At 74.1% G+C, this 25,823-nt stretch carries 26 protein-coding genes; 12 read left to right on the top strand and 14 right to left on the bottom strand.

Annotated elements, in window-relative coordinates:
• Positions 1-118 precede the first annotated feature (118 nt).
• Both ABH931_RS29220 and ABH931_RS29215 read right to left on the bottom strand, forming a co-directional pair.
• Entirely contained in the window at positions 119-1,315 is a 1,197-nt protein-coding gene (locus ABH931_RS29220; protein ID WP_370119630.1) for an acyltransferase, read from the bottom strand.
• A 36-nt stretch (positions 1,316-1,351) separates the two neighbouring features.
• Positions 1,352-2,338: an alpha/beta hydrolase gene (locus tag ABH931_RS29215; RefSeq protein ID WP_370119627.1), complete on the bottom strand. Its 987-nt coding sequence runs from the start codon at positions 2,336-2,338 to the stop codon at positions 1,352-1,354.
• A 276-nt stretch (positions 2,339-2,614) separates the two neighbouring features.
• Between ABH931_RS29215 and ABH931_RS29210 the strand changes: the two genes are divergently transcribed.
• Together ABH931_RS29210 and ABH931_RS29205 are read left to right on the top strand one after the other, a co-directional pair.
• Positions 2,615-3,511, top strand: a complete 897-nt coding sequence (locus tag ABH931_RS29210) for a PfkB family carbohydrate kinase (protein ID WP_370119624.1) — start codon at positions 2,615-2,617, stop codon at positions 3,509-3,511.
• A 358-nt stretch (positions 3,512-3,869) separates the two neighbouring features.
• Entirely contained in the window at positions 3,870-4,307 is a 438-nt protein-coding gene (locus ABH931_RS29205) for a transglycosylase SLT domain-containing protein (protein WP_370119622.1), read from the top strand.
• Positions 4,308-4,313: 6 nt separating this feature from the next.
• On the opposite strand, the gene ABH931_RS29200 is transcribed toward ABH931_RS29205, so the two are convergent.
• From ABH931_RS29200 to ABH931_RS29190, 3 genes are all read right to left on the bottom strand, one after another.
• Entirely contained in the window at positions 4,314-5,357 is a 1,044-nt protein-coding gene (locus ABH931_RS29200) for an LLM class flavin-dependent oxidoreductase (RefSeq protein ID WP_370119619.1), read from the bottom strand.
• A gap of 96 nt (positions 5,358-5,453) precedes the next feature.
• Positions 5,454-6,344: a diacylglycerol kinase family protein gene (locus ABH931_RS29195; RefSeq protein ID WP_370119616.1), complete on the bottom strand. Its 891-nt coding sequence runs from the start codon at positions 6,342-6,344 to the stop codon at positions 5,454-5,456.
• Positions 6,341-7,984: an FAD-binding oxidoreductase gene (locus ABH931_RS29190; RefSeq protein ID WP_370119614.1), complete on the bottom strand. Its 1,644-nt coding sequence runs from the start codon at positions 7,982-7,984 to the stop codon at positions 6,341-6,343. The genes ABH931_RS29195 and ABH931_RS29190 overlap by 4 nt, the downstream gene beginning before the upstream one ends.
• A 74-nt stretch (positions 7,985-8,058) precedes the next feature.
• Between ABH931_RS29190 and ABH931_RS29185 the strand changes: the two genes are divergently transcribed.
• Both ABH931_RS29185 and ABH931_RS29180 read left to right on the top strand, forming a co-directional pair.
• The gene (locus tag ABH931_RS29185) at positions 8,059-8,697 is read left to right on the top strand and encodes a TetR/AcrR family transcriptional regulator (RefSeq protein ID WP_370119611.1); all 639 of its coding nucleotides are present in this window, start codon (positions 8,059-8,061) and stop codon (positions 8,695-8,697) included.
• 49 nt (positions 8,698-8,746) lie between these two features.
• Positions 8,747-10,303, top strand: coding sequence for a glycerol-3-phosphate dehydrogenase/oxidase (locus ABH931_RS29180; protein ID WP_370119608.1), 1,557 nt, complete (start codon positions 8,747-8,749; stop codon positions 10,301-10,303).
• 8 nt (positions 10,304-10,311) lie between these two features.
• Here the strand turns inward: ABH931_RS29180 and ABH931_RS29175 are convergent, their stop codons facing one another.
• The 3 genes from ABH931_RS29175 to ABH931_RS29165 are packed head-to-tail and all read right to left on the bottom strand — an operon-like array spanning position 10,312 to position 11,685.
• The gene (locus ABH931_RS29175; RefSeq protein ID WP_370119605.1) at positions 10,312-10,473 is read right to left on the bottom strand and encodes a hypothetical protein; all 162 of its coding nucleotides are present in this window, start codon (positions 10,471-10,473) and stop codon (positions 10,312-10,314) included.
• 35 nt (positions 10,474-10,508) lie between these two features.
• On the bottom strand, positions 10,509-11,249 hold the full coding sequence (locus tag ABH931_RS29170; RefSeq protein WP_370119602.1) for a hypothetical protein: 741 nt from the start codon (positions 11,247-11,249) through the stop codon (positions 10,509-10,511).
• Between the two features lie 7 nt (positions 11,250-11,256).
• Complete coding sequence (locus ABH931_RS29165; RefSeq protein WP_370119600.1) at positions 11,257-11,685, bottom strand: DUF5997 family protein; 429 nt, start codon at positions 11,683-11,685, stop codon at positions 11,257-11,259.
• Between the two features lie 71 nt (positions 11,686-11,756).
• On the opposite strand from ABH931_RS29165, the gene ABH931_RS29160 reads away from it, so the two are divergent.
• The 4 genes from ABH931_RS29160 (at position 11,757) to ABH931_RS29145 (ending at position 16,340) form a co-directional block, all read left to right on the top strand.
• Entirely contained in the window at positions 11,757-12,539 is a 783-nt protein-coding gene (locus ABH931_RS29160; RefSeq protein ID WP_370119597.1) for a LysR substrate-binding domain-containing protein, read from the top strand.
• Between the two features lie 159 nt (positions 12,540-12,698).
• Positions 12,699-13,613, top strand: coding sequence for an NAD(P)-dependent oxidoreductase (locus ABH931_RS29155; RefSeq protein WP_370119594.1), 915 nt, complete (start codon positions 12,699-12,701; stop codon positions 13,611-13,613).
• 130 nt (positions 13,614-13,743) lie between these two features.
• Complete coding sequence (locus ABH931_RS29150; RefSeq protein ID WP_370119592.1) at positions 13,744-14,244, top strand: cupin domain-containing protein; 501 nt, start codon at positions 13,744-13,746, stop codon at positions 14,242-14,244.
• 104 nt (positions 14,245-14,348) lie between these two features.
• Positions 14,349-16,340, top strand: coding sequence for a serine/threonine protein kinase (locus ABH931_RS29145; protein ID WP_370119589.1), 1,992 nt, complete (start codon positions 14,349-14,351; stop codon positions 16,338-16,340).
• A gap of 12 nt (positions 16,341-16,352) precedes the next feature.
• Here ABH931_RS29145 and ABH931_RS29140 read toward each other — a convergent pair whose 3' ends face one another.
• The gene (locus ABH931_RS29140) at positions 16,353-16,850 is read right to left on the bottom strand and encodes a sensor histidine kinase (RefSeq protein ID WP_370119586.1); all 498 of its coding nucleotides are present in this window, start codon (positions 16,848-16,850) and stop codon (positions 16,353-16,355) included.
• Positions 16,851-16,970: 120 nt separating this feature from the next.
• Positions 16,971-17,885, bottom strand: coding sequence for a LysR substrate-binding domain-containing protein (locus tag ABH931_RS29135; protein ID WP_370119583.1), 915 nt, complete (start codon positions 17,883-17,885; stop codon positions 16,971-16,973).
• Positions 17,886-18,189: 304 nt separating this feature from the next.
• Between ABH931_RS29135 and ABH931_RS29130 the strand changes: the two genes are divergently transcribed.
• Together ABH931_RS29130 and ABH931_RS29125 are read left to right on the top strand one after the other, a co-directional pair.
• Positions 18,190-19,266, top strand: coding sequence for a YeiH family protein (locus ABH931_RS29130; protein WP_370119581.1), 1,077 nt, complete (start codon positions 18,190-18,192; stop codon positions 19,264-19,266).
• A 151-nt stretch (positions 19,267-19,417) separates the two neighbouring features.
• Positions 19,418-21,670, top strand: a complete 2,253-nt coding sequence (locus ABH931_RS29125) for a helicase (protein WP_370119796.1) — start codon at positions 19,418-19,420, stop codon at positions 21,668-21,670.
• A gap of 60 nt (positions 21,671-21,730) precedes the next feature.
• On the opposite strand, the gene ABH931_RS29120 is transcribed toward ABH931_RS29125, so the two are convergent.
• Together ABH931_RS29120 and ABH931_RS29115 are read right to left on the bottom strand one after the other, a co-directional pair.
• Positions 21,731-22,930: a DUF2306 domain-containing protein gene (locus ABH931_RS29120; protein WP_370119578.1), complete on the bottom strand. Its 1,200-nt coding sequence runs from the start codon at positions 22,928-22,930 to the stop codon at positions 21,731-21,733.
• 91 nt (positions 22,931-23,021) lie between these two features.
• Positions 23,022-23,540 (bottom strand): helix-turn-helix transcriptional regulator, encoded by a 519-nt coding sequence (locus ABH931_RS29115; protein WP_370119575.1) that lies wholly within the window; start codon positions 23,538-23,540, stop codon positions 23,022-23,024.
• 61 nt (positions 23,541-23,601) lie between these two features.
• On the opposite strand from ABH931_RS29115, the gene ABH931_RS29110 reads away from it, so the two are divergent.
• A complete protein-coding gene (locus ABH931_RS29110) occupies positions 23,602-23,973 on the top strand; it encodes a cyclophilin-like fold protein (protein WP_370119572.1) in 372 nt (123 codons plus the stop codon).
• A gap of 421 nt (positions 23,974-24,394) precedes the next feature.
• On the opposite strand, the gene ABH931_RS29105 is transcribed toward ABH931_RS29110, so the two are convergent.
• Together ABH931_RS29105 and ABH931_RS29100 are read right to left on the bottom strand one after the other, a co-directional pair.
• Entirely contained in the window at positions 24,395-24,799 is a 405-nt protein-coding gene (locus tag ABH931_RS29105; protein WP_370119569.1) for a hypothetical protein, read from the bottom strand.
• Positions 24,796-25,086, bottom strand: coding sequence for a hypothetical protein (locus tag ABH931_RS29100; protein ID WP_370119566.1), 291 nt, complete (start codon positions 25,084-25,086; stop codon positions 24,796-24,798). Before ABH931_RS29100 ends, ABH931_RS29105 begins: the two co-directional genes overlap by 4 nt.
• An 87-nt stretch (positions 25,087-25,173) precedes the next feature.
• On the opposite strand from ABH931_RS29100, the gene ABH931_RS29095 reads away from it, so the two are divergent.
• A complete protein-coding gene (locus tag ABH931_RS29095; RefSeq protein ID WP_370119563.1) occupies positions 25,174-25,788 on the top strand; it encodes a GNAT family N-acetyltransferase in 615 nt (204 codons plus the stop codon).
• The last annotated feature ends 35 nt before the right edge of the window (positions 25,789-25,823 follow it).

Raw genomic sequence — 25,823 nt, 5'->3', positions numbered from 1 at the left:
CTGGGGGAATGTCGCGCCCACGCAGGCGGCACCTCCCGGCCGAAGGCTGGGGGAGGAGCCGCGCATCAGCAGAGCCCTGCGCCCCTGAAGGCGCTTGCGGTGCCTGGGGACCGTGCAACTAACTCACCGTCGAAGCCACGGGCTGGAGGCGCTCGGAGCCCGGGGAGCCCGCCACGCGGATGGTGCGCTGCCGGCGCCTGCCGCCGCCCTGCTCGTGGTGACGGAACGTCGCCCAGCAGAGCGTCAGCATCGTGGCGAAGACCGGCAGCCAGCACAGGCGGGCCAGGATCCAGGACGTCGTGTCCGGCGTCGTGTGGAGACCGAGAAGCGGGTGCCCCGCGAGAAGGCCGAGGGCCGTGACCGCGATCATGGACGTCTGGTGCCAGAGGAAGATCGTCATCGCGGAGAGGTTGACCAGCGCCACCGCCGCCCACGCCGCCGGGCGACGCAGCGTCCGCCGCAGCGGGCCCAGCAGCAGGAGGGCAAGCCCGCACTGCGCGAGGCCGAAGGTCGCCGCCGCCAGCGTCGGCGGGTTGAGGTTGGAGATCTTGGCGCCGGGGACTCCGACCATGGAGGCGGGGTAACCGGCCTGGGTGATCAGCAGCGCCGTCGCGGCCACGCCGCCGACGAGCAGGACCCAGCCGGTCGTGCGGCCGCGCAGGCCCTCGCGGGCCCAGAGCGCGCCGAGGCAGTAGGGAACGAGCCAGCCCGCCGGCAGGTTCAGCCAGCCGAGCCAGGAGGGGCCGGCGTGGAAGGCGAAGCGGATCAGGTCGACGTGCAGCACGACGGCCAGCGGCCACAGCGGGTGGACCTTGCGGACCAGCGGAGTCGCGGCGGTGAGCGCGGCGAAGACCAGCAGGAACCACATCGGCGACAGCACCAGCTTGACCAGCGACTCCACCGTGCCGAAGCTCACGCCCGCCAGCAGCAGCGCGGAGGCCGTGACCGTCCAGACCGCCAGCACGGCCAGGACCGGCCGGAAGAGCCGGAAGAGCCGGGCCCACAGCCAGGTGAGGTAGCCGTCGCCGCGGGCCTTCGCCGAGTCGTAGCTCTTGGTGGCCACCTGACCGCCGACCAGGAAGAAGACGGCCAGGGTCTGGAAGGCCCAGGAGACCGGCGTGAACGCCGGCAGGTGCTGCAACGGGCTGACCACGTGGATGCTGCCGCTGTCGACGACGAGCGCGGTGACCAGCCAGTGGCCCAGGACGACGCCGAGGATGGCGAAGGCCCGCAGGGCGTCGATCGCGCGGTCGCGCTCGGGGGGTGTGGCGGCGTCGATGCGCGCCGCGAGCCGGCGCAGGGAGGTGGTACGCACGGGTTCTTCTCCTTGGAAGGGCGTGGCTCGGGAGGATCAGGAAGAGGTGGGGCGGTGGTCGGCGGCGCCGGAGACGATCGCCGCGATGCTGCGCAGCGGGACCGAACCGGGCTTCAGGTAGTCGCTGTGGCCGCCGTCCCCGGCGGCGAACAGGTGAGCGCCGAAGCCCGGGGTGACCGGGTCGGTACCGAGGCCGAGCGTGGTGAACAGGACGGGCATGCGCAGGTGCGGGACGTCTGCGATCCAGTCGTGGCTCGCGCGGCCGGCCCAGACGGTGGCCGTGGTGTGCAGGCCGGAGACGTTCGCGAGGTCGCTGCCGACGCCGGGGCTGCCGTACAGGACGAGGTCGGCCACGTGCAGGCCGCCTGCCGCGCGGGCGCAGACGGTGGAGCCGTAGGAGTGGCAGACGACGGAGGTGCGGGCGGCGGGCGCGAAGGCCTGCACCTGCCGGACGAAGTCCTGGAGGACCGGGGCCGCCTCGTCCGCGCGGCCGTCGGTCAGCACCGCGGGGCTGACGGTGTCCGGCGTGGCGTAGCCGAGCCAGGCGATGACGGCGGCATGCGCGGCGTCCCCGCCGAGCTGCGCCTCCAGTGCCTGCGCGCCGGAGGCGAAGCGGTCGTAGGTGCTGAGGCTGGTGTCCGAGCCGGGAACGTAGACCGCGACGGTACGGGCGGTGGCGAGGTCCCCGAAGACCTCGACCGTGCGGCCGCCGTCGCGGCCGTCGAAGGAGAGGAACTGCCGGTCGGACTGCGCCAACTCCTGGAGCTCAGCGGCTCGTTGCCGGTCACCGTACTGCGCGGCCATGGCCTCGGCGGCCACGATGCCGGCGCGGTTGGCGGCGTAGCGGTGCGTCAGCTCCGCCTCGCCGCCGCCCGCCGTGAGGGGCCCGAGCGCGGCGGGCGCCGGGGCCGGCACCGCCGACGCCTGGGCGGCACCGGCCAGCGGCACGGCGACGGACGCGGCGACGACGGCCGCGAGCAGCCCTCGACGGAGCCGCCGGACGACGTTCGGACGCGATGCCATGACCGGACTCCTCCTGTTCCCGGAGCGCTTGTGCGTTCCGGTACTGAAGCTAGGAATCGGGCCTCGTGGTCGGCGTCCCGCCCAGGGACGCACCTGCGGCGTAGCTCCCTGGTACTACGGGGTGGCAGGGAGACCCCCGTCGGGGTGCGGTGGCCGGCGGGCGGGAACGGCCCTTGCGCAAGATCGCGAAAATGCTTGCAGTCGTGCGGGGAAGGGTGTTTGACTCTCCCTCACGCGCCCGCCCCGGGCGCGAAGGCGCTGGTGAGGACGGTGGGGATGAGCGCGGACATCGACGTGCTGGTGCTGGGCGGCGCCGGCGTGGACACCATCGTCCACGTCCCCGAGCTGCCCCTGCCCTTCGCCGACAGCTGTCCGATCCGCCCGGGGATCGAGACCAGGGCGGGCCAGACGGGCGACTTCCTCGCCCTCGGGCTGCATGCCCTGGGACTACGCGTCCACCATCTCGACCTGCTGGGGGACGACGACGCGGGCGCGCTCGTCCGCGCGCTGCACGCGGAACGTGGCATCCCGCTCACCGCGATCCCCCAACCCGCGGGCACCAAGCGGGCGGTGAACCTCGTCGACCCGCTCGGGCGACGGCTGTCACTGTACGACGAGACGCGCTCCGCGCCCGGGGACCGCCTGCCCGAGGACATCGTGGGCAAGCTCGCCGCGGCGAGCCGTCACGCGCACGTCTCGATCACCCACCCGTGCGCGCTCGCGCTGCCCACGCTGCGCGGGCACGGGCTCACGATCTCGACCGACCTGCACGACTGGGACGGCGTGAACCCGTACCACGAGCCCTTCGCCCACGCGGCGGACGTCGTCTTCCTCTCCGCGACTCGGCTCGGCGACGATCCCGAGCCGGTCATGCGGCGCGTGGTGGAGCACGGACGGGCGGGCATCGTGGTCGCGACGGCCGGCGCGGAGGGTGCCCACCTGCTGACCGACGGCGTCCTGCACCACGTCCCGACGGCCGTCCCGCCCGCGCCCGTCATCGACTCCAACGGTGCGGGCGATGCCTTCGCCGCCGCCTTCCTGTGGGCCTGGCTCGCCGGAGAGACGCCCCTGCGGGCGGCCCGCTACGGGGCCGTCGCCGGGGCCCATGCCTGCACCGTCCCGGCGACCCGGCACGACCCGATCACCCGCGAACACCTGCTCGACCGCGCCTGAGCCCGCGCCCGGAGTGGTCCAGGTCACGCCTGACCTGCGGATTTCGCCCGTTTTGTGCTTCAAACTGTGGCCTGGCCCACTTTCGGGGCTGATTTCCTTGCCCGTCCGATCCGTTCCGTGTTTCCGTCGATGACGTCGGACGGCATCGGCAACGAGCCGTCGCAGACGACACCCGCGGCCACCTCGGCGCGGGCCGGGGCCGGATGCCCCGAAGGCGGGGTAGACCCCGCCGCGCAGACGGATCGCGATCCCGCGGTTGTGCGGCCGCGTGCACGGTCCTCATGTCTGCGCCTCCACCGAACGGCAATCGAACCGCGGCGCCCACGCCGCCTGTGCCGTTCCCTGTCTCTGGAGTGACATGCAGCGCAAGTCCCGTCTGGCCGTCCGTCTCGCCGTCGCCGGTGCCATCGCCGGTGGCGCCGTCCTGGGCACCGTCGGTGCGGCGAACGCCGCGACCCCCTCGTACGGAAACGACCTGAGCGGCTGGGTCGCCCAGGCCCAGGCCGTCCTCGCCGCCAACGGCGACCACGTGCCCTCCGCCGCCGCGATCGAGGCCCGTGCCATGACCGAGTCCTCCGGCAACCCGAGCGCCGTGAACAACTGGGACTCCAACGCCGCCGCCGGCACCCCGTCCGAGGGGCTGATGCAGACCATCGTGCCGACCTTCGACACCTACGCGCTGCCGGGCCACAACGACATCTGGAACCCGGTCGACAACATCGTCGCCGCCGTCCGCTACGCGAACGCCACCTACGGCGCCTTCGAGAACATCGCCTACGGCACCTACGGTTACTGATCCACCTCAGGTCGAACCGCCTGGGCGCCAGCCCAGCACGGGGCCGAGCGACGTCGCGATGTCCGTCAGGATCTGCACGTAGTCCTCGGCCCCGAAGGTGAACGGGAGGGCGAACGCCACCTCGTCCACCTCACGGAAACCCGCGTGCGCGTAGAGCCGTTCGGCGATCTGCGCGCTCGGGCCCACCAGGTCGGGGGCGAACAGCAACCGCCCCGGCCCCTGCGGCGCCGCCGTCCGCGGCAACCGCCGCGCCGCGTACGCCTCGTAGCGGGCGCGCTGCTCCGCCGTCGCGCTGTCCGTCGGGATGACGACCAGCCCCTGCGAGACCCGCGCCCGCGCACCCTCGGGGTGCGCCGCGCGGAAGGCGCGGATCTGCTCCGCCTGGATCGCCGCGAAGTCGAACGTCCCTTCCTTCGACGGATCCCCCTCCGCCTTGACCACGCTGCTGGTCAGCAGGTTCATCCCGTTCTCGGCGGCCCACACCGTGGAGCGCGTGCTCGCGCCGCCGTACCACATCCGCCGGATCAGGCCCGGCGCGTACGGCTCGACGCGCTCGGAGAAGACCTCGAAGCCCTCGGTGCCGCTCTGGTCGCTCGCCTTTTCTCCCGCGACGAAGTCCAGCAGCCGCCGGACCCGCCCGTAGCCGAAGTCCTCCGCGTCGCCCGTGTCCGGGTAGAGCGCCTGCCGCACCTGGTCGTAGTGCGTCGGCGGGCCGACGCTGACCCCCGGGTTGAGCCGCCCGCCCGAGAGCAGGTCCACCGTGGCCAGGTCCTCCGCGAGCCGCAGCGGGTTCTCCCAGCCGAGCGGGATCACCGCCGTGCCCAAATCGATCCGGCGGGTGCGCTGACTCGCCGCCGCCAGCACGGCGACCGGTGAGGAGATGCCGTACTGCAGATGCCGGTGGCGCAGCCACGCGCTGTCGAAGCCCAGGCGCTCGCCGAGCTCGATCAGCTCCAGCGTCGACTCGTGCCCGGCGCGCGGGTTCTCCCGGTCGAACAGCCCGATGGTGAGGAAGCCCAGCTTGCGCAGCGGCTCCGAAAGAGGCGGCACGACAGCCCTCCGTCCGTGGTGGTCATCGACTCGGACGAACCTGCTCCCGGAAGCGATTGTTCCAGGACGGAGGACTGTTCACACGACTGCAAGGAATCAGGCCAGCAGCTTCAGCGCCCCCGGCAGCAGCGTGATCCGCGCCGGGAGGGTGGCCACCTCGTCGCCGTCCGCGCAGACCGGCACCGGCCGGTCCGCGTCCACGGTGACCGAGGTGCCCGTCAGCAGCGTGACCTCGGGGCGCCCGGTGTGCGTGCCCTTCTTGGCCTGCTCCATGAAGCTGACCACCTGGCGGCGCGGACCGTCGCCGACGACCATCACGTCCAGCCTGCCGTCGTCCGGCTCGGCCGGCGGGACGATCCGCAGACCGTGGCCGTAGGCGCCGGAGTTGGCGACGACGACGGTGTGCGCGCGGACCTCGCGGCGCTCGCCGTCGACCTCCAGGGTGTAGCCGGCCGCGCGCCAGCGCAGGATCGCGCGGACCGGCGCGAGCCGGTAGACCAGCAGCGCGGGCAGCCGCCGGTTGGCGTTGATGATCTGCGTGGCCAGCGAGTCGATGCCGATGTAGACGTTGCCGGGCGCGATCGCGCCGTTCACGTCCAGCACGTCGAAGGCCCGCGGCTCGCCCTCCAGCAGCAGCCGGGCCAGCGCGGCCGGGTCGCCCGGCAGGCCGAGCCGCCAGGCGAGGTCGTTGCCGCGCCCGGCGGGCACCATGCCCATCACTCCGCCGCCGCGCACCACGCCGTCGGCGACGTCGCGCACCATGCCGTCCCCGCCGACCGCGACCACCACGTCGCCGCGCTCGGCGGCCTGGCGGGCGACACTGATCGCGTGCTCGCGGTCCCGGGTCGGGATCGCCCGGACCTTCGCGCCTGCGGCGAGCAGCCGGTCGGCCACCGGCTGCCAGTGCTCAAAGCTGTGCCCACCACCGGAGATGGGGTTGACGACCGCGGTGAAGGCTCTCGTCCGTACGGCGTCCTGCTCCGTCACTCGGTCACCGCCGCGTCGGCGCACAGCGGCAGGTTCTCGATGAGCACACCGGGGTTGAGCACCCCGGCCGGGTCGAGCGCGCGCTTGACGGCGTGCAGCGCGTCGACGGCCAGCGGGCCGATCTCCTCGGCGTAGGTGGCGCGGTGGTCGGTACCGACGCCGTGGTGGTGGGTGATCGCCGCCCCGCAGGCGCGGATCGCCGCGTTGGCGGCGGCCTTGGCGACGGCCCACTGGGCGACCGGGTCGTCGGTCTGCGCGCAGGCGACGGTGAAGTAGAGCGAGGCGCCCGTCTCGTACAGGTGCGAGATGTGGCACAGGACCAGCGGCGGCGTGCCCTGCCCGCTCAGCGAGTCCGTGAGTGCGTCGGTGACGGCGGCGCGCAGCGCGTGCAGGTTGGACCAGAAGGTGACGGTCTCCAGCGTCTCGATCAGCACGCCCTCGTCGAGCAGCGGGTCGCGCAGGTAGGGGGCGCGGTAACGGCCCTGACGCCAGCTCTCGCCACCCTCGGTGCCGAGCAGTTCGCCTCCGGCGTCGCGCAGCACGGCCGTGGCTCCGGCGCGGCGGGCCTCCACGTCGGCGGCGGTGCCCTCGTAGCCGGCGACGGCCAGGCAGCCGCCGGGGCCGCCGCCGAACATCGCGGCGGGATCGGCGAGGTTGATGCCGGTCTCGGCCTCGTCGGACAGGCGCAGCACGGTGGGCTCGGGGCCGTCCTGGACCAGGCGCCGCAGCGCGGTGGCGCCGGTCTCGAAGTCGGGGAAGCGCCAGGACTCGAAGACCCGCACCTCGGGCCTCGGCCGCACGCGGACGGTGACGGAGGTGATGACGCCGAGCGTGCCCTCGGAGCCGAGGACCAGCTGGCGCAGGTCCGGCCCGGCGGCCGACTTGGGCGCGGTGCCGAGCACGACGGTGCCGCGCGGGGTGGCCAGGGTGAGGCCGACGACCATCTCGTCGAAGCGCCCGTACCCGGCCGAGGACTGACCGGCGGAACGGGCGGCGGCGTAGCCGCCGATGCTGGCGCCCTCGTAGGACTGCGGGAAGTGCCCGAGGGTGAAGCCTTCGGCGCCGAGCACCGCCTCCACGGCCGGACCGCGCATGCCCGCCTGGAGGGTCGCGGTCCGCGAGACGGCGTCCAGCGCGAGCATGCCGTCGAGGCGCCTGAGGTCGAGCGCGACCACGCCCGCGAAGCCCTCGCGGACCGGCGCCAGGCCGCCGACGACGGAGGTGCCGCCGGAGTAGGGCACGACGGCGACGCGGTGACGGGCACACAGCTGAAGCAGCGTCACCACTTCGTCGTGGGAGGCGGGGTAGAGGACCGCGTCCGGCGCGTCCGAGGCGTCGCCCGCGCGCAGCTTGAGCAGGTCCGGGGTGGACCAGCCGCGGGTGTGGGCGAGGCGGGCCTCGTGGGCGGAGCTGAGGTGCTCCGCTCCGACGACGGCGCCGAGCTCGGCGAGCACGGCCGCGTCGATCGCGACGGCGGGCAGCTCGACCTGCGCGGGCTCCAGGGCCTGCGCGGGCTGCTTGACGCCGAAGGCGCCGAGCGTCTCCTTCGCGGCCTCGGGCAGGTGGGTGGCGTGCGCGGGGTCGCCCCAGCGGAAGGGGTGGAACGCCACGACGGGCAGGTCGTTCTCGGAGGCGGTCATCGCGCTTGGATTCCTCGGCTGGGTCGAAGCAGTTCTGCGGCAGCGAAAGTCTCGCTGATACACTTCTACATGTGATGTCGCAGCGAATCAACAGCACCGGCAGCGGGTCGGGCGAGCTCAAGGCGGCCAACGCGATCCCCGAGGAGCAGATCCTCGACGCGGCCTACCGCCTGCTGCTCACCATCGGCCCCCAGCGGATGACCATGGCCGACCTGGCCCGGCAGGCCGGCGTCTCTCGCGCCACGCTCTACCGGCGCTGGGGTTCCGTGCGGGAGGTGCTGGCCACGCTCACCATCCGCGCCTGGACCGAGCTCGCCGAGGAAGCCTTCCCCGCCCGCGCGCGGACCGAGGTCACCCGCGCCCGCATCGTCGACGGGGTGGTCGCGCTCGCCCGGGGCATCCGCACCCATCCGCTGCTGCGGAAGATCGTCGAGACCGACCCCGAGTTCCTCACCCCGTACCTGCTGAAGCGGCGCGGCACCAACACCGACCACCAGCTCGCGCTGCTGGAGCTCGCCCTGGCCGCCGGCATCGCGGACGGCTCGGTGCGCGAGGCGGACCCGGTCCTGCTCTCGCAGTCGGTACTGCTCACCACCTGGTCGTTCACCCTCACCGGCCCGGTCCTCGCCGGCTCCGCCGACGGCGAGGGCCCCGGCGTCGACCGGCTGGACGCCGAACTGCGCCACCTGCTCGACCGCTACCTCGCCCCCTGACCGTTCTCCCCCTCCGGCTCGCCCCCGGCTCGGCAGACAGGACTCCCGCGTGAACCCGCAGCAGCACAGTCACTCCGCCTCCCTGAACGCCGCCCGCCGGGCGCGCGATCTCGCCGCGCTGCGCGAGGCCGCGGGCCGCCCCGGCCCCGCCGTCGACGTGCTGGTGATCGGCGGCGGTGTCACCGGCGCGGGCGTCGCGCTCGACGCCGCCTCGCGCGGCCTGTCCGTCGTCCTCGCCGAGAAGCACGACCTCGGCTTCGGCACCAGCCGGTGGAGCTCCAAGCTGGTCCACGGCGGCCTGCGCTACCTCGCCTCCGGCGCCGTCGGCATCGCGCACGAGAGCGCGGTCGAGCGCGGCGTGCTGATGGAGCGGACGGCTCCGCACCTGGTCCGCGCCCTGCCGCAGGTGGTGCCGCTGCTGCCCGGTACGCGCGCGTCCGGCGCGGCCCTGGTCCGCACCGGCTTCCTCGCGGGCGACGCGCTGCGCATCGCGGCCCGCACCTCCTCCGGCACGCTCCCGCGCTCGCGCCGCCTCTCCCGCGCGGAGGTGCTGCGCTACGCGCCCACCGTCGAGGCGGCGGGCCTGCGCGGCGGTCTGGTCTTCTGGGACGGCCAACTCACCGACGACGCACGCCTGGTGACCGCCATCGCCCGCACCGCCGCCGCCCACGGCGCGCGCGTGCTGACCCGATGCTCCGTCAGCGACGCCTCCGGCGACGGGGCGACGCTGACCGACACACTCACCGGCGAGACGCTGACGTTGCGCGCGTCCATGGTGGTCAACGCCGCCGGGGTGTGGGCGGGCGAGATCGCCCCCGACATCACGCTGCGGCCGAGCCGTGGCACGCATCTGGTGTTCCGTCAGGAGGCCTTCGGCGGACTGACGGCAGGGCTGACCATCCCGATCCCGGGCGAGACCAACCGCTTCGTCCTCGTGCTGCCCGCACCCGACGACCGCGTCTACGTCGGCCTGACCGACGAGGAGGCGCCCGGCCCGATCCCGGACGTCCCCGAAGCCACGGACGCCGAGGTGGAGTTCCTGCTGCGCACCCTCAACACCGCGCTGCGCGCCCCGCTCTCGCGCGAGGACGTGATCGGCACGTTCGCGGGCCTGCGCCCGCTGCTGGACACCGGCGCCGGCCGCACCGCCGACGTCTCCCGCAAGCACGCCGTGCTGACCGCGCCCGACGGCCTGGTCACCGTCGTCGGCGGCAAGCTCACCACCTACCGCCGCATGGCCGAGGACGCGCTCGACGCGGCGCTGACCGCCAACGGCGGCACCGCGGCCCCGTGCCGAACCCGCGACATCCCCCTGGTCGGCGCCGCCGACCGCGCCACCCTCTCCCACGTGGCCGCGCCGCTGCGCCTCGTCCAGCGCTACGGCACCGAGGCGGTCGCCGTCCTCGCGGAGGCGCAGGGCGACCCGAAGCTCCTGGAACCGATCGCCTCCGGCACCCACACCACCATGGCGGAGCTGCTCTTCGCCGTACGCCATGAGGGCGCCCTCGACACCGCCGACCTCCTCGACCGCCGCACCCGCATCGGCCTCGCCCCGGAAACCCGCGCCACCGCCCTGGCCGCGGCGCAGGCCGCGCTGGCGGGGTGAGCCGACAGTCAGGCAGAAGCCTCCGCCCACTCGGATTCGTCGTGGCCATCGCCGGGACGGAGCGGCCGCACGCACCGGTGATCGGCGAAGTCCGTCAGGAACTGCTCCGCGAGCGCTCCGTCACGCAGGGCGGCGGGAAGGCGAGCGGCCAGGTCGAAGGCGTCCGTCATGATCCGCACCCCAGGACGCCGGACTGACAGTGTCCTCAGCCGCGGGGCGGCAGCTCGATCCAGAGGGCCTCGGCTTCGCCGAGGAGGCGGCCGGTGTCGGTGTAGAGAGCGGTGCAGGTCGTGTACTTGCGGCCGTCCTGGCCCACGAGCCGGGCCGTCACCACGCAGGGCTGTCCCACCGAGGGGGTTCCGTGCACCTCTGCGGTGATGCGGCCGAGTACGACGTCGCGGGTTTCGAGGTCGATGGTCCACGCCCCCGGGCAGTCCAGCGCGGCCCAGACAAACTCGGGGCGGACGTGGACGCCGTCCGGGCCCGCCAGGGACGCCTCCGGCGTCCAGGTGCAGGCGTGGAGGCCGTCGCCCGAGCGGAGCGGGCCCGCGGAGAGGTGGAGGCCCGGCGCGGAGCCGCGCTCCGTGCCGCAGGCGAAGCAACCCGGGAAGGGGTGGCGGGACAGGCCGCGGTAGGACTGCTCCGCCGCCTTGGCCTCCTCGAAGGCGACCGGCTCCGGCGTGCCGTGCCCGGCCAGGACCGCCGGGACGGCCTCACCGATCAGGGTGTCGTCGTGGTGCAGCACCACCCCGCCGGCGTCCGTCGCGGTGACCCGCATCGCGGTTCCCAGCGGCGGCGGCTTGCGCAGCGACACCGTCGCCGAGGCCGGGGCGCCGGGCAGGAACGCGGCCAGCGCCCCGGCGAAGTACCCGCCGTTGGCCGAACCGGGCGGGCCGTTGAAGAGCGGCGGAATGATCAGTTCGGCGGTGGCGGCGGGCTCGGTCATCCCCGGATCACGCCTCCTCGGCGGACTGCGCGGCCTTGGCGGCGCGGCGCTCGGCGTCCACGACGTGCTTCTCCTTGATCCGCACGGTCTCCTTGCGGACCTCCTCCTGGGTGTCCCGCTCCAGCTGCAGCCAACGCGGGTTCTCGGCCTTGATGGCCTCGATCTCGTCCGTGGTCAGCGGCTCGCTCAGGCCGTTGCGGACCAGGCCGGAGACGGAGACGCCGAGCTTGGAGGCGACCACCGGGCGCGGGTGCGGGCCGTTGCGACGCAGGTCGGCGAGCCACTGCGGCGGGTTCGCCTGCAGCGCGTTGAGCTCGTCCCGGGAGACGACACCCTCCTGGAACTCGGCCGGGGTGGCCCCGAGGAACACGCCGAGCTTCTTCGCCGCCGTGGCGGGCTTCATGGTCTGGGTCGTCTTGGGCTTGCTCGCAGTCATGGGACAAGGGTATCGAGCGCCGGACCCCCCTGGTCACCGCCGGTGCCGCGACCCGACAGTAAAGTGACCCTGTGACCGAGACGCCCGCTTCCTCCTCCTTCCGCCTCGCCTACGTCCCGGGCGTGACGCCCGCCAAGTGGGCCAGGGTCTGGACCGAGCGGATCCCGGAGACCCGCCTGGACCTGATGCTGGTCGAGGCGTCGGGCGGGGAGCCGGCCGTGCGTTCGGGTGACGCGGACGCCGGGCTGGTCCGGCTGCCGGTCGACAAGACCGACCTGCACGCGATCCCCCTCTACACCGAGACCACCGTCGTGGTGATGCCCAAGGACCACCGTCTGGCGGAGGCTGCCGAGGTGCCGGTGGCCGAGCTCGCCGAGGAGCTCGTGCTCCACCCGCAGGACGACGTGCTGGACTGGACCGGGCAACCTCCCGGCCAGGCCGCCAAGGAGCGGCCGGAGACGACCAAGGACGCGCTGGAGCTGGTGGCCGCCGGGATCGGCGTCGTCCTGGTGCCGCAGTCGCTGGCCCGCCTGCACCACCGCCGCGATCTCACCTACCGTCCGGTGCCCGAGGGCGAGGCGCCGCAGTCGCAGATCGCACTCGCCTGGCGGCAGGACCGCGGCTCGGAGCTGGTCGAGGAGATGATCGGCATCGTGCGCGGCCGCACGGTCAACAGCTCGCGCGGCAGCACGGCCACGGCCGCGGCGAACCAGGCCCCGCAGCAGAAGGCGAACGCACGCAAGCAGACGCCACAGCGGTCCCAGCAGAAGTCGCCGCAGCAGCGCGGGCAGAAGCCCGCGGCCCGCGGCGCCAAGCCCGCCGCGAAGCGCGGCAAGCCGGGCCGCCGCGGCTGAGCCCTTCGTCCGTCGTCCGTGCCGCCGATCGGTGCCCCCGGTCACGCGGAACGCTTCGGCGCTCCGCCGCGCGGGGACACGTCCCCGGACACCGGCACGGACCGGACCGGACCAGCGCGGACGGGCGCGGACCGGACCAGCGCGAACGGAGCGACGCACATGACAGCGACGCACATGACACAGGACGCCACGGGACCGGCCCCCACCGTGGGCTTCGTCGGCCTGGGGGCGATGGGCCGTGCCATGGCCGGACGGCTGCTGCGCTCCGGCCACGCCGTCCGGGTGTGGAACCGCTCCCCCGAACCCGTGGCCGAGCTGGTCGCGCAGGGCGCGGAGCGGGCGGCCGATCTCGCCGCCGCCCTGCGGTGCGACGTCGTCGTGTCGATGCTGGCGGACGACCGCGCCGTCAACCTCCTGCTCGACCCCGGCCTGCTGGCCGGGGCCCGACCGGGCCTGGTGCACGTCAACATGGCCACCGTCTCGGTCGAGCTCGCCCAGCGCGCGACCGCCGTGCACACCCACCACGGCCTCGGCTACGTCGCCGCCCCGGTGCTGGGACGGCCGCCGGTCGCGGAGGCGGGTCAGCTGACGGTCCTCGCGGCGGGCGCCCCGGAGCTGCTGGACCGCGTCGAGCCGCTGCTCACCGTGCTCGGGCGCCGTGTCTGGCGCCTGGGGGACGAGCCGTACCTGGCGAGCGCGCACAAGTTGGCCGCCAACTACCTGATCGCCTGCGCCATCGGCGCCATGGCGGAGGCCGCCGCCCTGGTCGACGCGGTGGGCGGCGAACCGGCCGACCTGATCGGCGTCGTCACCGACAGCGTCCTGCCCGGTCCCGTCCACACCGGCTACGGCACGATGATCGCGGAGCGCCGCTACGAGCCGGCCGGGTTCCGGGCCGTGCTCGGCCTCAAGGACGTGAACCTCGCCCTGACGGCCGGCGCGGAGGCCAACGTCCCGCTGCCGCTCGGCGGGGTGCTGCGCGACGCGCTCCTCGATGCCGTCGCCCACGGTGAGGGGGACCACGACTGGGCCGTGCTGGCCGAGGTCGCGCGGCGCCGGGCGGCGCTGGACTGAAGCGGTTCACGGGGAAGTGGTGCGCGGGGAAGTGGTCCAACCGGACCGGTCCGCATTGGATCTCCCCGGCGGTGGCGCCGTGGGGCGAGACTTTCGGTGACCGACCGAACCACGTTCCGATGGGGCCCTCATGTCCTACCCTCCCGCCCGCTACCTCGACGAGGCCGGCCAGGTGAGCGCCACGCTGCGCCGCGCCGAGACGGGTCCGGACCTGCTGATCGGCACCCGCACACAGGTCCACCACCTCGCCACCGGCGCCATGACGGACGGCCAGTTCGGCCTGTACCGCTGGGACATGAGCGCCGACCGCAAGAGCGGTCCGAGCGGCCACTTCCACCGGACCATGTCCGAGTCCTTCTTCGTGCTGGGCGGCACCGTCTCGCTCTACAACGGCGACGCCTGGACCGACGCCACCGCCGGGGACTTCCTGTTCGTTCCACCGGGCGGCGTCCACGCCTTCACCAACGAGTCCGGCGCCCCCGCCTCGATGCTGGTCCTGTTCACCCCCGGCGCCCCACGCGAGGCCTACTTCGAGGCCCTCGCGGAGATCGTCGCCACGGACCGCCGACTCGCCGACGAGGAATGGCTGGAGCTCTGGGCCCGCCACGACCAGTACCCCGCGAAGCTGTGATCGACTCCCCTGACCGTCCATGACAGACTGTTGGCCGCCGTCGGGCCGCCACCCGGCGCGGCGGCGGGATGACAGTCGTTCACATCCGGTACGGGGGCGGACACATGTGGACTCAGGGGACGGTGCTGGGCGGCCGTTACACGCTGACCCGGCGGGTCGGCGGTGGCGCGATGGGCGACGTGTGGCGCGCCGACGACCGGGTGCTGGAACGGCAGGTCGCCGTCAAGATCCTGCTGCCGACGCTGCTGGAGGACGAGTCCTTCGCGGCACGGTTCCGCCGCGAGGCCAAGGTCCTGGCCGGACTCGACCACCCCGGCATCGTGCGGGTGCACGACTACGGCGAGGAGGAGGTCGACGCCGGGACGCAGGTGGCCTACATCGTCATGGAGTTCGTCGCGGGCAAGCCCCTCGACGTCGTCCTGCGCGAACGCGGCCCGCTGCCGTCGACGGAGGCGCTGGGCATCGCCGCGCAGGCGCTGGACGCGCTGCACGCCGCGCACCGGCGCGGGGTCGTGCACCGGGACGTCAAGCCCGCCAACCTCATGGTCGGCGAGGACGGCCGGGTGACCGTCACGGACTTCGGCATCGCCCGCGCGCTCAGCGCGACCAAGCTGACGGCGGCGCACGAGGTCCTCGGCACCGCGCTGTACATCGCCCCCGAGTCCGCGGAGGGCATCGCCACCGTCCCCGCCTCCGACCTGTACTCGCTGGGCGTGGTGCTGCACGAGATGCTGACGGGCGAGTGCCCGTTCACGGGCGAGACGCTGCTGGAGATCATCCTCAAGCACATACGCGAGCCGGCGCCCGAGCTCCCCGAGGGCTTCCCCGCACCGGTCCGGGCCCTGGTCGCCCGCGCCCTGGAGAAGCGCCCCGAGGACCGCCACCCGAGCGCGGCCGCCATGTCCGACGCCGTCCGCCGCGCGTCCGACCCCGGCTCGGCCGTGGCGCTCCGCCCCACCAGCACCCTCGCGCTCCGCGCGACGTCCCCGCGCCCGAGCTCCACGCCGGACCCGGGCATCATCGCCGGCCCAGCCGGCCCGGCAGACGCGGGCGGCGGCGCGGAGGGGAGCGTGCCTCCCATGCCTGCCGCTCCCCCGGCGGTCGGTCCGGCCGTGGTGATCGCGGCCGCACCCGACGCCGGGACCGTCCCGTCGGGGGCCGCGGAGACGCGGTCGCGGAAGCCGCCGCGCTGGCGGCGGCCCTCGCTGGTCTTTCCTCTCGTCATCCCGATCGTCGTCGCCTCGACCGCCGGGACGGTCCTGCTGATGCAGACGACCCCGAGCATCGGCCAGGCGGGCGCACCGTCACGCCCGGCCGCGACCTCGACGACGACGCCGGTCGCGGCCGGCAGCTCCGGCGCGGGCGGCGGTGGCACGAGCGGGGCCCCGAGCGCGTCCGCCTCGCCGGGCACGGGTACGCCGGGCACCTCGGCGCCCGGCGGCAAGGGCGGCGGTGTCCTGCCCGTCCAGCCGGGCGGCGGCAGCAACGGTGGCGCCAACGGCGCACCGGCCGGCGGCGGGAAGGGCGGCTCCGGGACCGGGAGCGGCTCAGGGAACGGCGGCGCGTCGGGGTCGAGCAGCGGATCAAGCTCTGGCGCGGGCCCGGGAAGCAGCGCGGGAAGCGGCGCGGGCTCGGGAAGCAGCGCGGGAAGCGGTTCGGGAAGCGGCAGTGGCGCCGCCGCCGGCTGCGGTGGCTCGGGGTGGGGCGCGATCACCAACGTGGGAGACGGCGAGCGGCTCGGCCTGGCGTCCGGCTCCCTCGACGCGGGCACCGCCGTCGTACTCGGCGGACACACCGCCTTCGGCTGGACGGCCGTGCCCGGCGTCAACCAGGTGAGCCTCCACGCGTGCAACGCGAACGGCCCCGCCCTCGGCTACTCGTACTCGAAGGCGGGCAGCGGTGCGGAGCTGGCCGGTGCCGACTCGTACGGTGACTGGACCGGCTGGTCACTGGTCCAGTCACCGCACGCGGGTGCCTACTACCTCCAGGCGCCGTTCTATCCGCCGGCCTGTCTGACCGAGCACGGCGGGGGCGCGCAGGTCACCGTGGAGACCTGCGCGAGCGGACTCCCCGCCCAGGAGTGGCGCCTGCCCTGACCCTGATGCGTCTCACTCGCCCTCCCGGGCGGGGATCCGCAGGGTGAAGCGTGCGCCGCCCTGCGGGGAGGCGCCGGCGGTGAGGCGGCCGTCGTGGGCGCGGGCTACCCAGGAGGCGATGGAGAGCCCGAGGCCGGTCGATCCCGACCCGCTGCGGAACCGCTCGAAGAGCGAGTCCGCCACACCGGGCGGGATGCCCGGACCGGCGTCGTCGACGGTCACGGTGGCGACGGCGCCCGCCAGCAGCAGTCCGGCCACCGCGGGGTCGAGCTGCGGCCGGTGCACCCACTCCCGCACGGCCACGAGGTCCAGATCGGCCTCCCCGCCGGGAACCAGGACCAGGGCGTGGCGCTCGCAGTGGGCGGCCAGGGACCGTTCGTCGGCGAAGGCGAGCGGCCGGGCGTGCGCGTCGACCAGGAACGTGTCCGGCGCGTCGTCCCGGCCCGGTCGCCACAGCAGGGTGAGGTCGCCGTTGCGGCTGCGGACGGAGTATCGGTAGTGGCAGTTCATGCGCGGTCCCGGTTCTCGCTCGGCACGGTCGGCAGGTCGTGCCCGCCGCGGCGTGGTCGAGCGTGGTCAAGTGGACCGTCGCAGCGTGTCAGGCGGATGCTGAGGATTTGCTGAGCGCGCTCAGCCGCTCGTCGCCCGGGGTCCCCGGGCCGATCGGCGGGCGATGTCCAGGAGCAGCCGGGCCGGGGCGGCCGGCTCCGTCCCACTGCGCCAGACCGCGCGCAGGATGCGTGCCAGCTCGACCTCCGGCGCGACGGGCACCTCCACCAGCCGCCCCGCCGCCAGATCGTCCGCGACCGCGAGCAGCGACAGGACGGCGGGTGCGGCGCCCTGCGCCGCCGCGCTGCGCAGGGGGCCGGTCGCCCCCAGCTCCAGCACCGGCACGGAGGGCCCGACCCACGGGCGCAGAGCCCGTTCCAGCGTCTCCCGCGTGCCAGAACCGGGCTCGCGCAGCAGCAGCGGCGTCTCCGCGAGCTCGGCGCCCGTGACGGGCGTGCCACGCCGGGCCCATGGGTGGTCCGGCGCGGTCACCACGGCGAGGCGGTCCCGTCCGACGGCGAGCGAGCGCAGGTCCCGGGGGACGAACGGGCCCTCGATGAACCCGAGATCGGCCTCGCCGTGCCGCAACGCCTCGATGACCTGGTGGCTGTTGGTGACCCGCAGCCCGACATGTGTCGCCGGGCTGAGCTGACGCAGGCTCACCAGCCAGCCGGGCAACAGCTGTTCGGCCAGCGTCAGGCTCGCGGCCAGGCGCAGTTCGCCGCGCTGCTGCGCCTGGAGCGCGGCGAGGCCCTCGGCGAGGGCGTGGGCCTGGTCCAGCACGCCGCGCGCCCAGTCGGTGACGACCAGCCCGGCCTCGGTGAGGCGTGAACCCCGCCGCGACCGGTCGAGCAGTTGCAGCGCGAGCTTGCGCTCCAAGGTCCGCAGGCGGGCGCTCGCCGCGGGCTGGGTGATCTGCTGCTGCGCGGCGGCCCGCCCGATGCTGCCGGCATCGGCGACGGCGACGAGCAGCTCGAGGGTCTCCAGGTCGGGCAACCGCCGCGACGCCGGCAGTCCCGCGGCACCTCCCGCCTCGCCACCCGCGCCGCCAAGGGCGGACCCGCGACCAGGCCGTACGCCCTCCCACCCGTTCGCCACCCCACCGCTCCGGGGCACGCCCGTGTCGCGGCGCTCCCGGCCGCCTCGCCCTGCGCCGCCCTTCCCGCCCTCACTCCGGCGCGCGCTCGTGCCCTCGCCCCGCCCGCCCGTCCCGCCCTCGCCGCCAGTCATAGGGAAACCCTATGACGTGCGCGCCGGTTTCCGGCTACCGCCCCCGCGCCGCACGCCCAAGAGTGGACCGGTGACGATCATCCCCGCACGCCTCGGCCACACCCCCGCCACACCCCACCGCCGCTCCGCACGCGTCACCCGCTCGCGCGCGGCGGTCCGCGCGGCCGCGCCGGGGCTGGGGGCGGCGGCTCTCGCCGTGGCCGTCGCGTCGGGGGTGCACCGGCTCGCGCCGGCCGTCTCGCCGATGACCGCCGCCGTCGCGCTGGGCGTGCTCGTCGGGAACCTGCGGGCGGGCAGCGTGCGGGCGCTGCCCGAGGCCACCCGGCCGGGGCTGGCCGTCGCCGCCAAGCGGGTGATGCGCCTGGCCGTCGTGCTGCTGGGCTTCAAGCTCGCGCTGGGGGACGTCCTGGCCCTCGGCCGGCCGACGCTCCTCCTGGTCTGCCTGACCGTCGCGGCGACGTTCTTCGGCACCCAGTGGCTCGGCCGCAAGGCCGGCCTGCCGGGCGACCAGCCGCTGCTCATCGCCACGGGCTTCTCGATCTGCGGCGCCTCCGCCGTCGCCGCGATGAACGGCGTGACCGAGAGCGAGGAGCGCGACACCGTCACCGCCGTCGCGCTGGTGACCCTGTGCGGCACGCTCGCCATCGCGGTGCTGCCCCTGCTGCACCACCCGCTCGGGCTGACCGACCTGCAGTTCGGCCGCTGGACCGGGGCCAGCGTGCACGACGTGGGCCAGGTGGTCGCGATCGGGCAGACGGCCGGGGCCGCCGCACTCGGGCAGGCAGTCGTGGTCAAACTGATGCGCGTCGCCCTGCTGGCGCCGCTGGTGACCGGCGTCGCCCTGGTGCGCAACCGCCGCGCGGGCGGGCGCACCGCGGGCGGGAAGCGCCCGGCCCCGCTGCCGCTCTTTCTCCTGGGATTCCTCGCGTGCATGGCACTGCGCAGCAGCGGCGCCCTCTCCGGCGGCTTCGTCGACACCGCGAACACCCTCGACGAGCTGCTGATGGCGGCGGCTCTCTTCGCCCTGGGCAGCACCGTCGACGTGCGGCAGCTGCTGCGGACCGGGCGCCGGGCGCTGCTGGTCGGGCTGGCCTCGTGGGCGCTGATCGCGGCCGTCTCCTACGCGGGCGTCCTGCTCACCACGTGACCCCGCGCGGGGGCGGAAAACACAAAAGCCGGGATTGCATCCCGGCTTATCCGCTCGTATATTGAGAGATTCCTTTGCGGTGCAGATCATTGCTAGGAAATCTTTATGGCTTCACTATATCCGAGCGGGAGCGGCTTTGTCAAACGACGGAATTCGCCAGGAACAGGAATTCATCGACCTGCTCCGTGCGCGTCTGGGCGTACTGGAGAACCAGGCCGAGGCCGCCGTCCAGGCCGCGCTGGGCCAGGAGGTGACCAACGCTCAGACCCGTCTCGAACGCGACGTGCTCGTGGCCGAGAACTCGGATCTGCTGGCCGCCTACGCCTCCGGCGAGCACGGCCTCTGCTTCGGTCGGCTGGTCTTCCGTGACGGCGCCGACCACCACATCGGGCGCCTCGGCATCCGCGCGGACGACGAGGAGCGCACTCCGCTCGTCGTCGACTGGCGGGCGGACGTCGCGCGGCCCTTCTACCTCGCCACCGGATACGAACCGATGGGCCTGCGCCGACGCCGGCACATCACCACCGAACGCAACAAGGTCACCGCGCTGCACGACGAGATCCTCGACCTCGGGGACGCCGAGCGCTCCGGCTACGAGGGCTCTGACGCCGACGACGTGCTGCTCGCCGCGCTGGACGCGGCCCGCACCGGCCGCATGCACGACATCGTGCAGACCATCCAGGCCGAGCAGGACCGCCTCATCCGCGCCCCGCACCAGGGCGTCCTGGTCGTCGAGGGCGGCCCCGGCACCGGAAAGACGGCGGTGGCGCTGCACCGCGCCGCCTACCTCCTCTACGCCCAGCGCGAGCTGCTGGCCCGCCGGGCGGTACTGATCGTCGGGCCCAACCCGGCCTTCCTCGCCTACATCGGCCAGGTGCTGCCCTCCCTGGGCGAGACCGGCGTCCTGCTGGCCACCCCGGCCGAGCTCTTCCCCGGCGTCCACGCCACCGGCACCGACACCCCGGCCGCCACCGCGGTCAAGGGCGGCGCGGCCATGGCCGACGCCCTCGCCGCGCACCTGCGCGACCTGCAGGCACTGCCCGACCCCGCCCTCGTCGTGGAGCACGACGACGGCGTGCTGATCCTGGACCGCGACATCGCCGCCACCGCGCGAGAGCGCGCCCGCGCGACCCAACTGCCGCACAACCTCGCCCGTCCGCACTTCGCCTTCGCGGTCATCGACGCGCTCACCGAGCAGTTGGTCGAGCGCCTGGGCCACGACCCCTTCGGCGGCCCGAACCTGCTGGGCCCGGACGACCAGGCCCTGATCGGCAAGGCGGTCGCCTCCAGCTCGGCGGTGCACGCGGCGATCGACGAGCTGTGGCCGCAGCTGACTCCCGAACGGTTCCTCGCCGACTACCTGGAGGACCCGACCCACCTGCCGGACGCGGACGCCGACGCGATCCGCCGCCCGCACGACTCCCGTCCCGAACGGCCCGCGCACTGGGAGTGGACCCCGGCGGACGTCCCGCTGCTCGACGAGGCGGCGGAGCTGCTCGGCGAGGACGACGCCGCCCGCCGCGCGGCGGAGGAGGCGCTGCGGCAGGAGCAGATCGCCTACGCCCAGGGCGTCCTGGACCTCTCCTACGGCTCCCGCACCCAGGAGTTCGAGGACCGCGACGACGAGGACTCGGAGCGGCTGGCCGCCCATGACCTGATCGACGCCGAGCGCCTGGCGGACCGCCAGGAGGAGGCGGACCACCGCACGGCGGCGGAGCGCGCCGCCGCCGACCGCACCTGGGCCTTCGGCCACGTCATCGTGGACGAGGCGCAGGAGCTCACCCCGATGGCCTGGCGCCTGCTGATGCGGCGCTGCCCCACCCGCTCGATGACGCTGGTCGGCGACCCCGCCCAGACCAGCGAGCCCGGCGGCTGCGGCAGTTGGGCCGCCGCCCTGACCCCGCACGTCCAGGACCGGTGGCAGCGCGTGGTCCTGGACGTCAACTACCGCACCCCTGCCGAGATCATGGACGCAGCGGCAGCGGTCCCCCGCGCGTCGGACCCGTCCTTCACCCCGCCCCGCTCCGTGCGCAGCACGGGCGTCCGCCCGTGGTCCCGCGCCGTCCCGACGCCGGACGAGCTGCCCGGCGCGGTGGCGAAGGCGGTCGCCGAGCACACGGCGCCGGACCGGCGCCTCGCGGTGATCGCGCCGGAGCGCGAGCTGGACGCGGTGGCGGCGGCGCTGCCGGAGGCGGCGTTCGGTGCGGAGCCGGACCTCACCCAGCCCGTGGTCCTGCTGGCGCCCTCCCAGGCGAAGGGGCTGGAGTTCGACACGGTGCTGGTCGTCGAACCGGCCGACTTCGGCGCGAACGAGCTCTACGTCGCGCTCACCCGCGCGACCCAGCGCCTGGGCGTCCTCCACACTGCTCCGCTCCCCTACCGCCTGGAGTTGCAACGCCTTTAGGGGCGCGGGGTTCTGCGCGGGCAACCCACCCCAGGCGGATGGCCCTGTCGGCTCGGGATGTCAGTGACCTGGGTGGCTTGCCGCGCCCACGCGGCGGAGCCGCAAGTCAGCGGAGCCCCGCGCCCCCAGGCCCGAGGTGGTTGCTGTTGATGCCACCAGTGCGCGCAACCCCACCACCGCCGTCGCCCAGAACGCCAGGAACCCGCAGCCGATGGCCGCTCCCGCGGCCACGGCCGTGGCGTGGCCGATGTGCAGGGCGCGCTCGAACGGGAGGACGCAGGCCGCCGAGAAGACCGGCGCCAGGCACAGCGCGACCAGGTGGATGCCCCACTCCTCGCGTGCCCACGTCCTGCCCTCCCGGCCGGCCACGGCCATGCGCCACACCATCACCGCGGCCGTGACCGCGAACGGCACGAGGTAACCCACCGCCAGCCGGTGGTTCTGCACGCCGCCTGCCGACACCAGCGACCAGGTAAGCCACGCCAGCGCCGCCGTACCGGCGAGCGCCGCGGGGACCAGGACCCACCAGGGGACCCAGCTGCGGCCCATGCCGGGCAGCTCCACCCGCCGGTCCAGGCGCCGGGAGGCGACCAGCGCGCCGAAGGCGACGACCGAGCCGAGGTGCATCACCGCGATCTGGTTGATCTGCGTCATCGGGATGCCGGGGAAGAGCACCGGCAGCGCGCCCCACTCGAACCGCAGCAGCGGAGCCGTCATCAGGAACGCGTAGCAGAGCAGCATCCAGCGCTGGTGGATCTCCGGCATCCGCCGGACCGCGGCGACGATGCCGAAGGTGACGCTGAAGACCGTGCCGACCAGGATCGTCGCCAGGACGATCCAGAACGCCGGGCCGCTGAACGCGTCGCGCGGGGCCGTGCGGAGCAGGTAGACCGCGGCGCCAGCCATGCAGACGTAGACCGTGACGGCGAAGACGACGCCCAGCGTCCGGTGCAGGCGCACCCTGCGCCGGACCGCGGTGAGGAGTTGGAGAGGGCCCAGCAGCATCAGCAGGCCGCCCAGAACCGAGTGGACGACGAGCGCGGCGAGGCTGTGCTGGTAGGGCTTGATGCGGGTGGCGAGCGCGTCGGCGACGTAGCGGGGGTTGGTGACGTGGGCGAGGAGGGACTGGCCGATCGCGGGCGCGCCGCGGTGGGCGTAGGGCCAGAGCTCGGTCATCGCGATCGGCGCGTAGCCGACGCCGACGGCGATGACGACGATCGCCGCCCATCGTCCCCAGCCGATGCCTCGCAGACGGTTCACGGCGACCCCCTCGCTCGCTTGATAGTCCTTCCTGGACTATCGAGAAGGTAGGGCGGAACCACGGGGCGGTCAAGAGGTTGTTACTCGCCGGTCAGAACTCGCCCCGACCTTCCACCCACTGCCAGAAGTCGACCATCATCCGCTCATACCGGATGCCGAACTCCAGCGCCTCGCGCTGACCACGGGTGATCAGCTCTCCGACGGACTCGGCCAGGCCCTCGTACTCCGCCAGCGTGCGCTCGTGCTCCTCGACCTGCACGGGCGCGTGCACCTCGGGGCGGGCGCCGAACCAGAGCTTGAGGATGCCGCGTTCGCGCGCCTCGACCGGCACGAAGGCGGAGTCCGCGAGCCATCCGGCCAGCGCCTCGGCGCCCGACTCGGTCAGCCGCATGACCCGGCGATTGCGGCCGCCCTCCTCTCGCACCTCCGACAGCAGCCCGGCCGCGAGCAGCCGGTCGCACTGCGCGTACACCTGCGCGTGCGGCACCGCCCAGAACGGCGCCACCGTCCGCGCGGCCTCGACCTTGACGTCGTACGGGCTCGCCTCGCCCAACTGGTCGATGATGCCGAGGACGAGGTAGGAGGAGGTGGTCAACCGGGTCTCAGCCATGCGGTGACGGTATCGTGAGACGGCATTGACAAATTGTTGAAGTTGGGGCTTCCCTGCTGACATGCAGATACGGATCATCTGGCCCGCCGGCACCGCGACCGCGACCCTGCGCTCGACCCCGACCAGTGAGGCCCTGCGGGCCGCCCTGCCCGTCCAGTCCACGGCGAACACCTGGGGCCAGGAGGTCTACTTCGCCACCTCCGTCAGCGTCCCCGTGGAGCCGGACGCGCAGCAGGTCGTCGAGCCCGGCACCGTCGCCTTCTGGACCGACGGCGACAGCCTTGCCCTCCCGTTCGGCCGGACGCCGATCTCGCGTGGTGACGAGTGCCGCCTCGCCAGCCCCTGCAACCTGCTCGGCGCCCTCGACGGCGACCCGCAGGCGCTGCGCACCGTCCGCGACGGCGACCCGATCCGGGTCGAGCTCGTCGGCTGACGCGCCTCTCCCCACGGCCTGAACCCCGCCTCGACTCGACCTCAGCCGAACACGACCAGCAGCGCGGCCGCCAGCAGCACGGCGTACACCCCGGCCCCGACCAGCGGGCGGGCCACGCCGACCGCCCCAGCCGCACCCGCGCCAGCCCCACGCCGAGGCCGGCGCCCGCCCCGGCCAGCAACCCGGCCCACGGCAGCGCGACCACCAGCGTCCAGGTGCCACCGTCGCAAACCACCGCATTCCCGCTGGGCGCGCCCGTGCCACAGCTGTCGGTGGCGAACACCATCCCGAACGAGAACATCGCGTTCACCACGGCCGCCGCCACCGCGCACACGACCCCGACCGCCACCGCCCCACCCACCGCGGGCCGCGACGGCCCGGGCCGCTGTCCGTACGGGTTCATGCCCACCCCCTGCGACCCTTACGGCTCCAGCCGCGGATCGTCGATGTCCACCGTGGTGATGCCCGGTGGGTACAGGTCCTGCCGAGCCGTCAGGATCAGATGCTGCACTGGGCGCAGCGGCGTGGGAAGGCTCGCGGCGATGGCATGGGCGACATCGGGGCCGCCGTATCCGTCGCGCACCATCGTGGCGACCACCACGGTCGTCGTGGCGTCGAGCGGCTCGAACTCGATCGCGGGCAGGGCCGGCACCGCCGCGGCGACGCCCTCGTCCTTGGCCTCGGCTTCGGCTTCGGCTTCGAGCAGGCACAGCACCGGGACCAACAGGTGCTGGAACGGAGAGCGCAGCGCCGCGTCGACGATCCGGTGAAGCCGGGCATGACCGGCAGCCAGCGCGGACAGGGCGCTGGTGTCGAGAACGATCACGCGCTGCGCCTCGGCGCGACCTTCGCGCGCGCGTCCTCGGCGGCGATGCCGTAGACCCGCTGGAGGAGGTCCGGCCCCTGGTCGAGCGCGTCGTCCGTGAGCGTCATGCCGAACTGCTCACGCAGCAGGCGCCGGCCCTGCGCGACCCGCTCGGCAATCTGCTCCGGCGTCGGCTGTTGCTCGACCAGCAGGGCGACCTGGGCTCCTATGGTCGTTCCCCGCGCGGCGGCCAGCGCGGCGAGCCGGTCGCGTGTCTCCGCGGACACCTTGATGGTCGTGTCAGCCATGGAACCAACGTATACCGCTCGGCCACCAGGGGTATACGGCGCGCGCACGGGCTCGCCACCGCCTCCCCGCCGATCTATCGTGACCGCATGAGCAGCCAGGAGCAGCCGCTGAGCATCCGGACCGCGCGCGCCGACGACGTCGACGCCGTGGTCGCCGCCCTGACCACCGCGTTCTTCTCCGACCCGGTGTGGGGGCCGGCCTTTCCCGACCCCGGGCGGCGCGCCGCGCAGGCCGGGGCGTTGTGGCGGCTGTTCGCCGCGTCCGCGCTGCGGTACCCGTGGCTGTTGGTGACCGAGCACGTCGAGGCCGCCGCGCTGTGGATCCCGCCGGGCGGCACGGAGCTGACCGACGAGGAGGAGCACGGCTTCGAGGCCTTCCTCCGCGAGACCACCGACGCCGGGACGGCCGCCGGGATCGTCGGGATCCTGGAGCCGATGGAGTCCGCGCGCCCGCAGGAGCCGCACTTCTACCTGAGCCTGCTGGGCACCCACGACGACCACCGCGGCAAGGGCCTCGGCATGGGCCTGCTGAGCGCGAGCCTCGACCGGATCGACGAGATGAACATGCCCGCCTACCTGGAGTCGAGCAACCCCGTGGCGAACGACAAGCGCTACGCCTCCCTCGGCTTCGAGCCGATCGGCGAGCTGACGATGCCGACGGGGCACCGGGTCACCACGATGTGGCGCCCCGCGCGCGACTGAGCGGGGAGGCGTAGCAGCCGCGCGCGGAGCGTGAG

The organism is Streptacidiphilus sp. MAP12-33 (assembly GCF_041261265.1).
Taxonomy (GTDB): Bacteria; Actinomycetota; Actinomycetes; order Streptomycetales; family Streptomycetaceae; genus Streptacidiphilus.
This window is presented reverse-complemented; position numbering and strand designations above follow the sequence as displayed.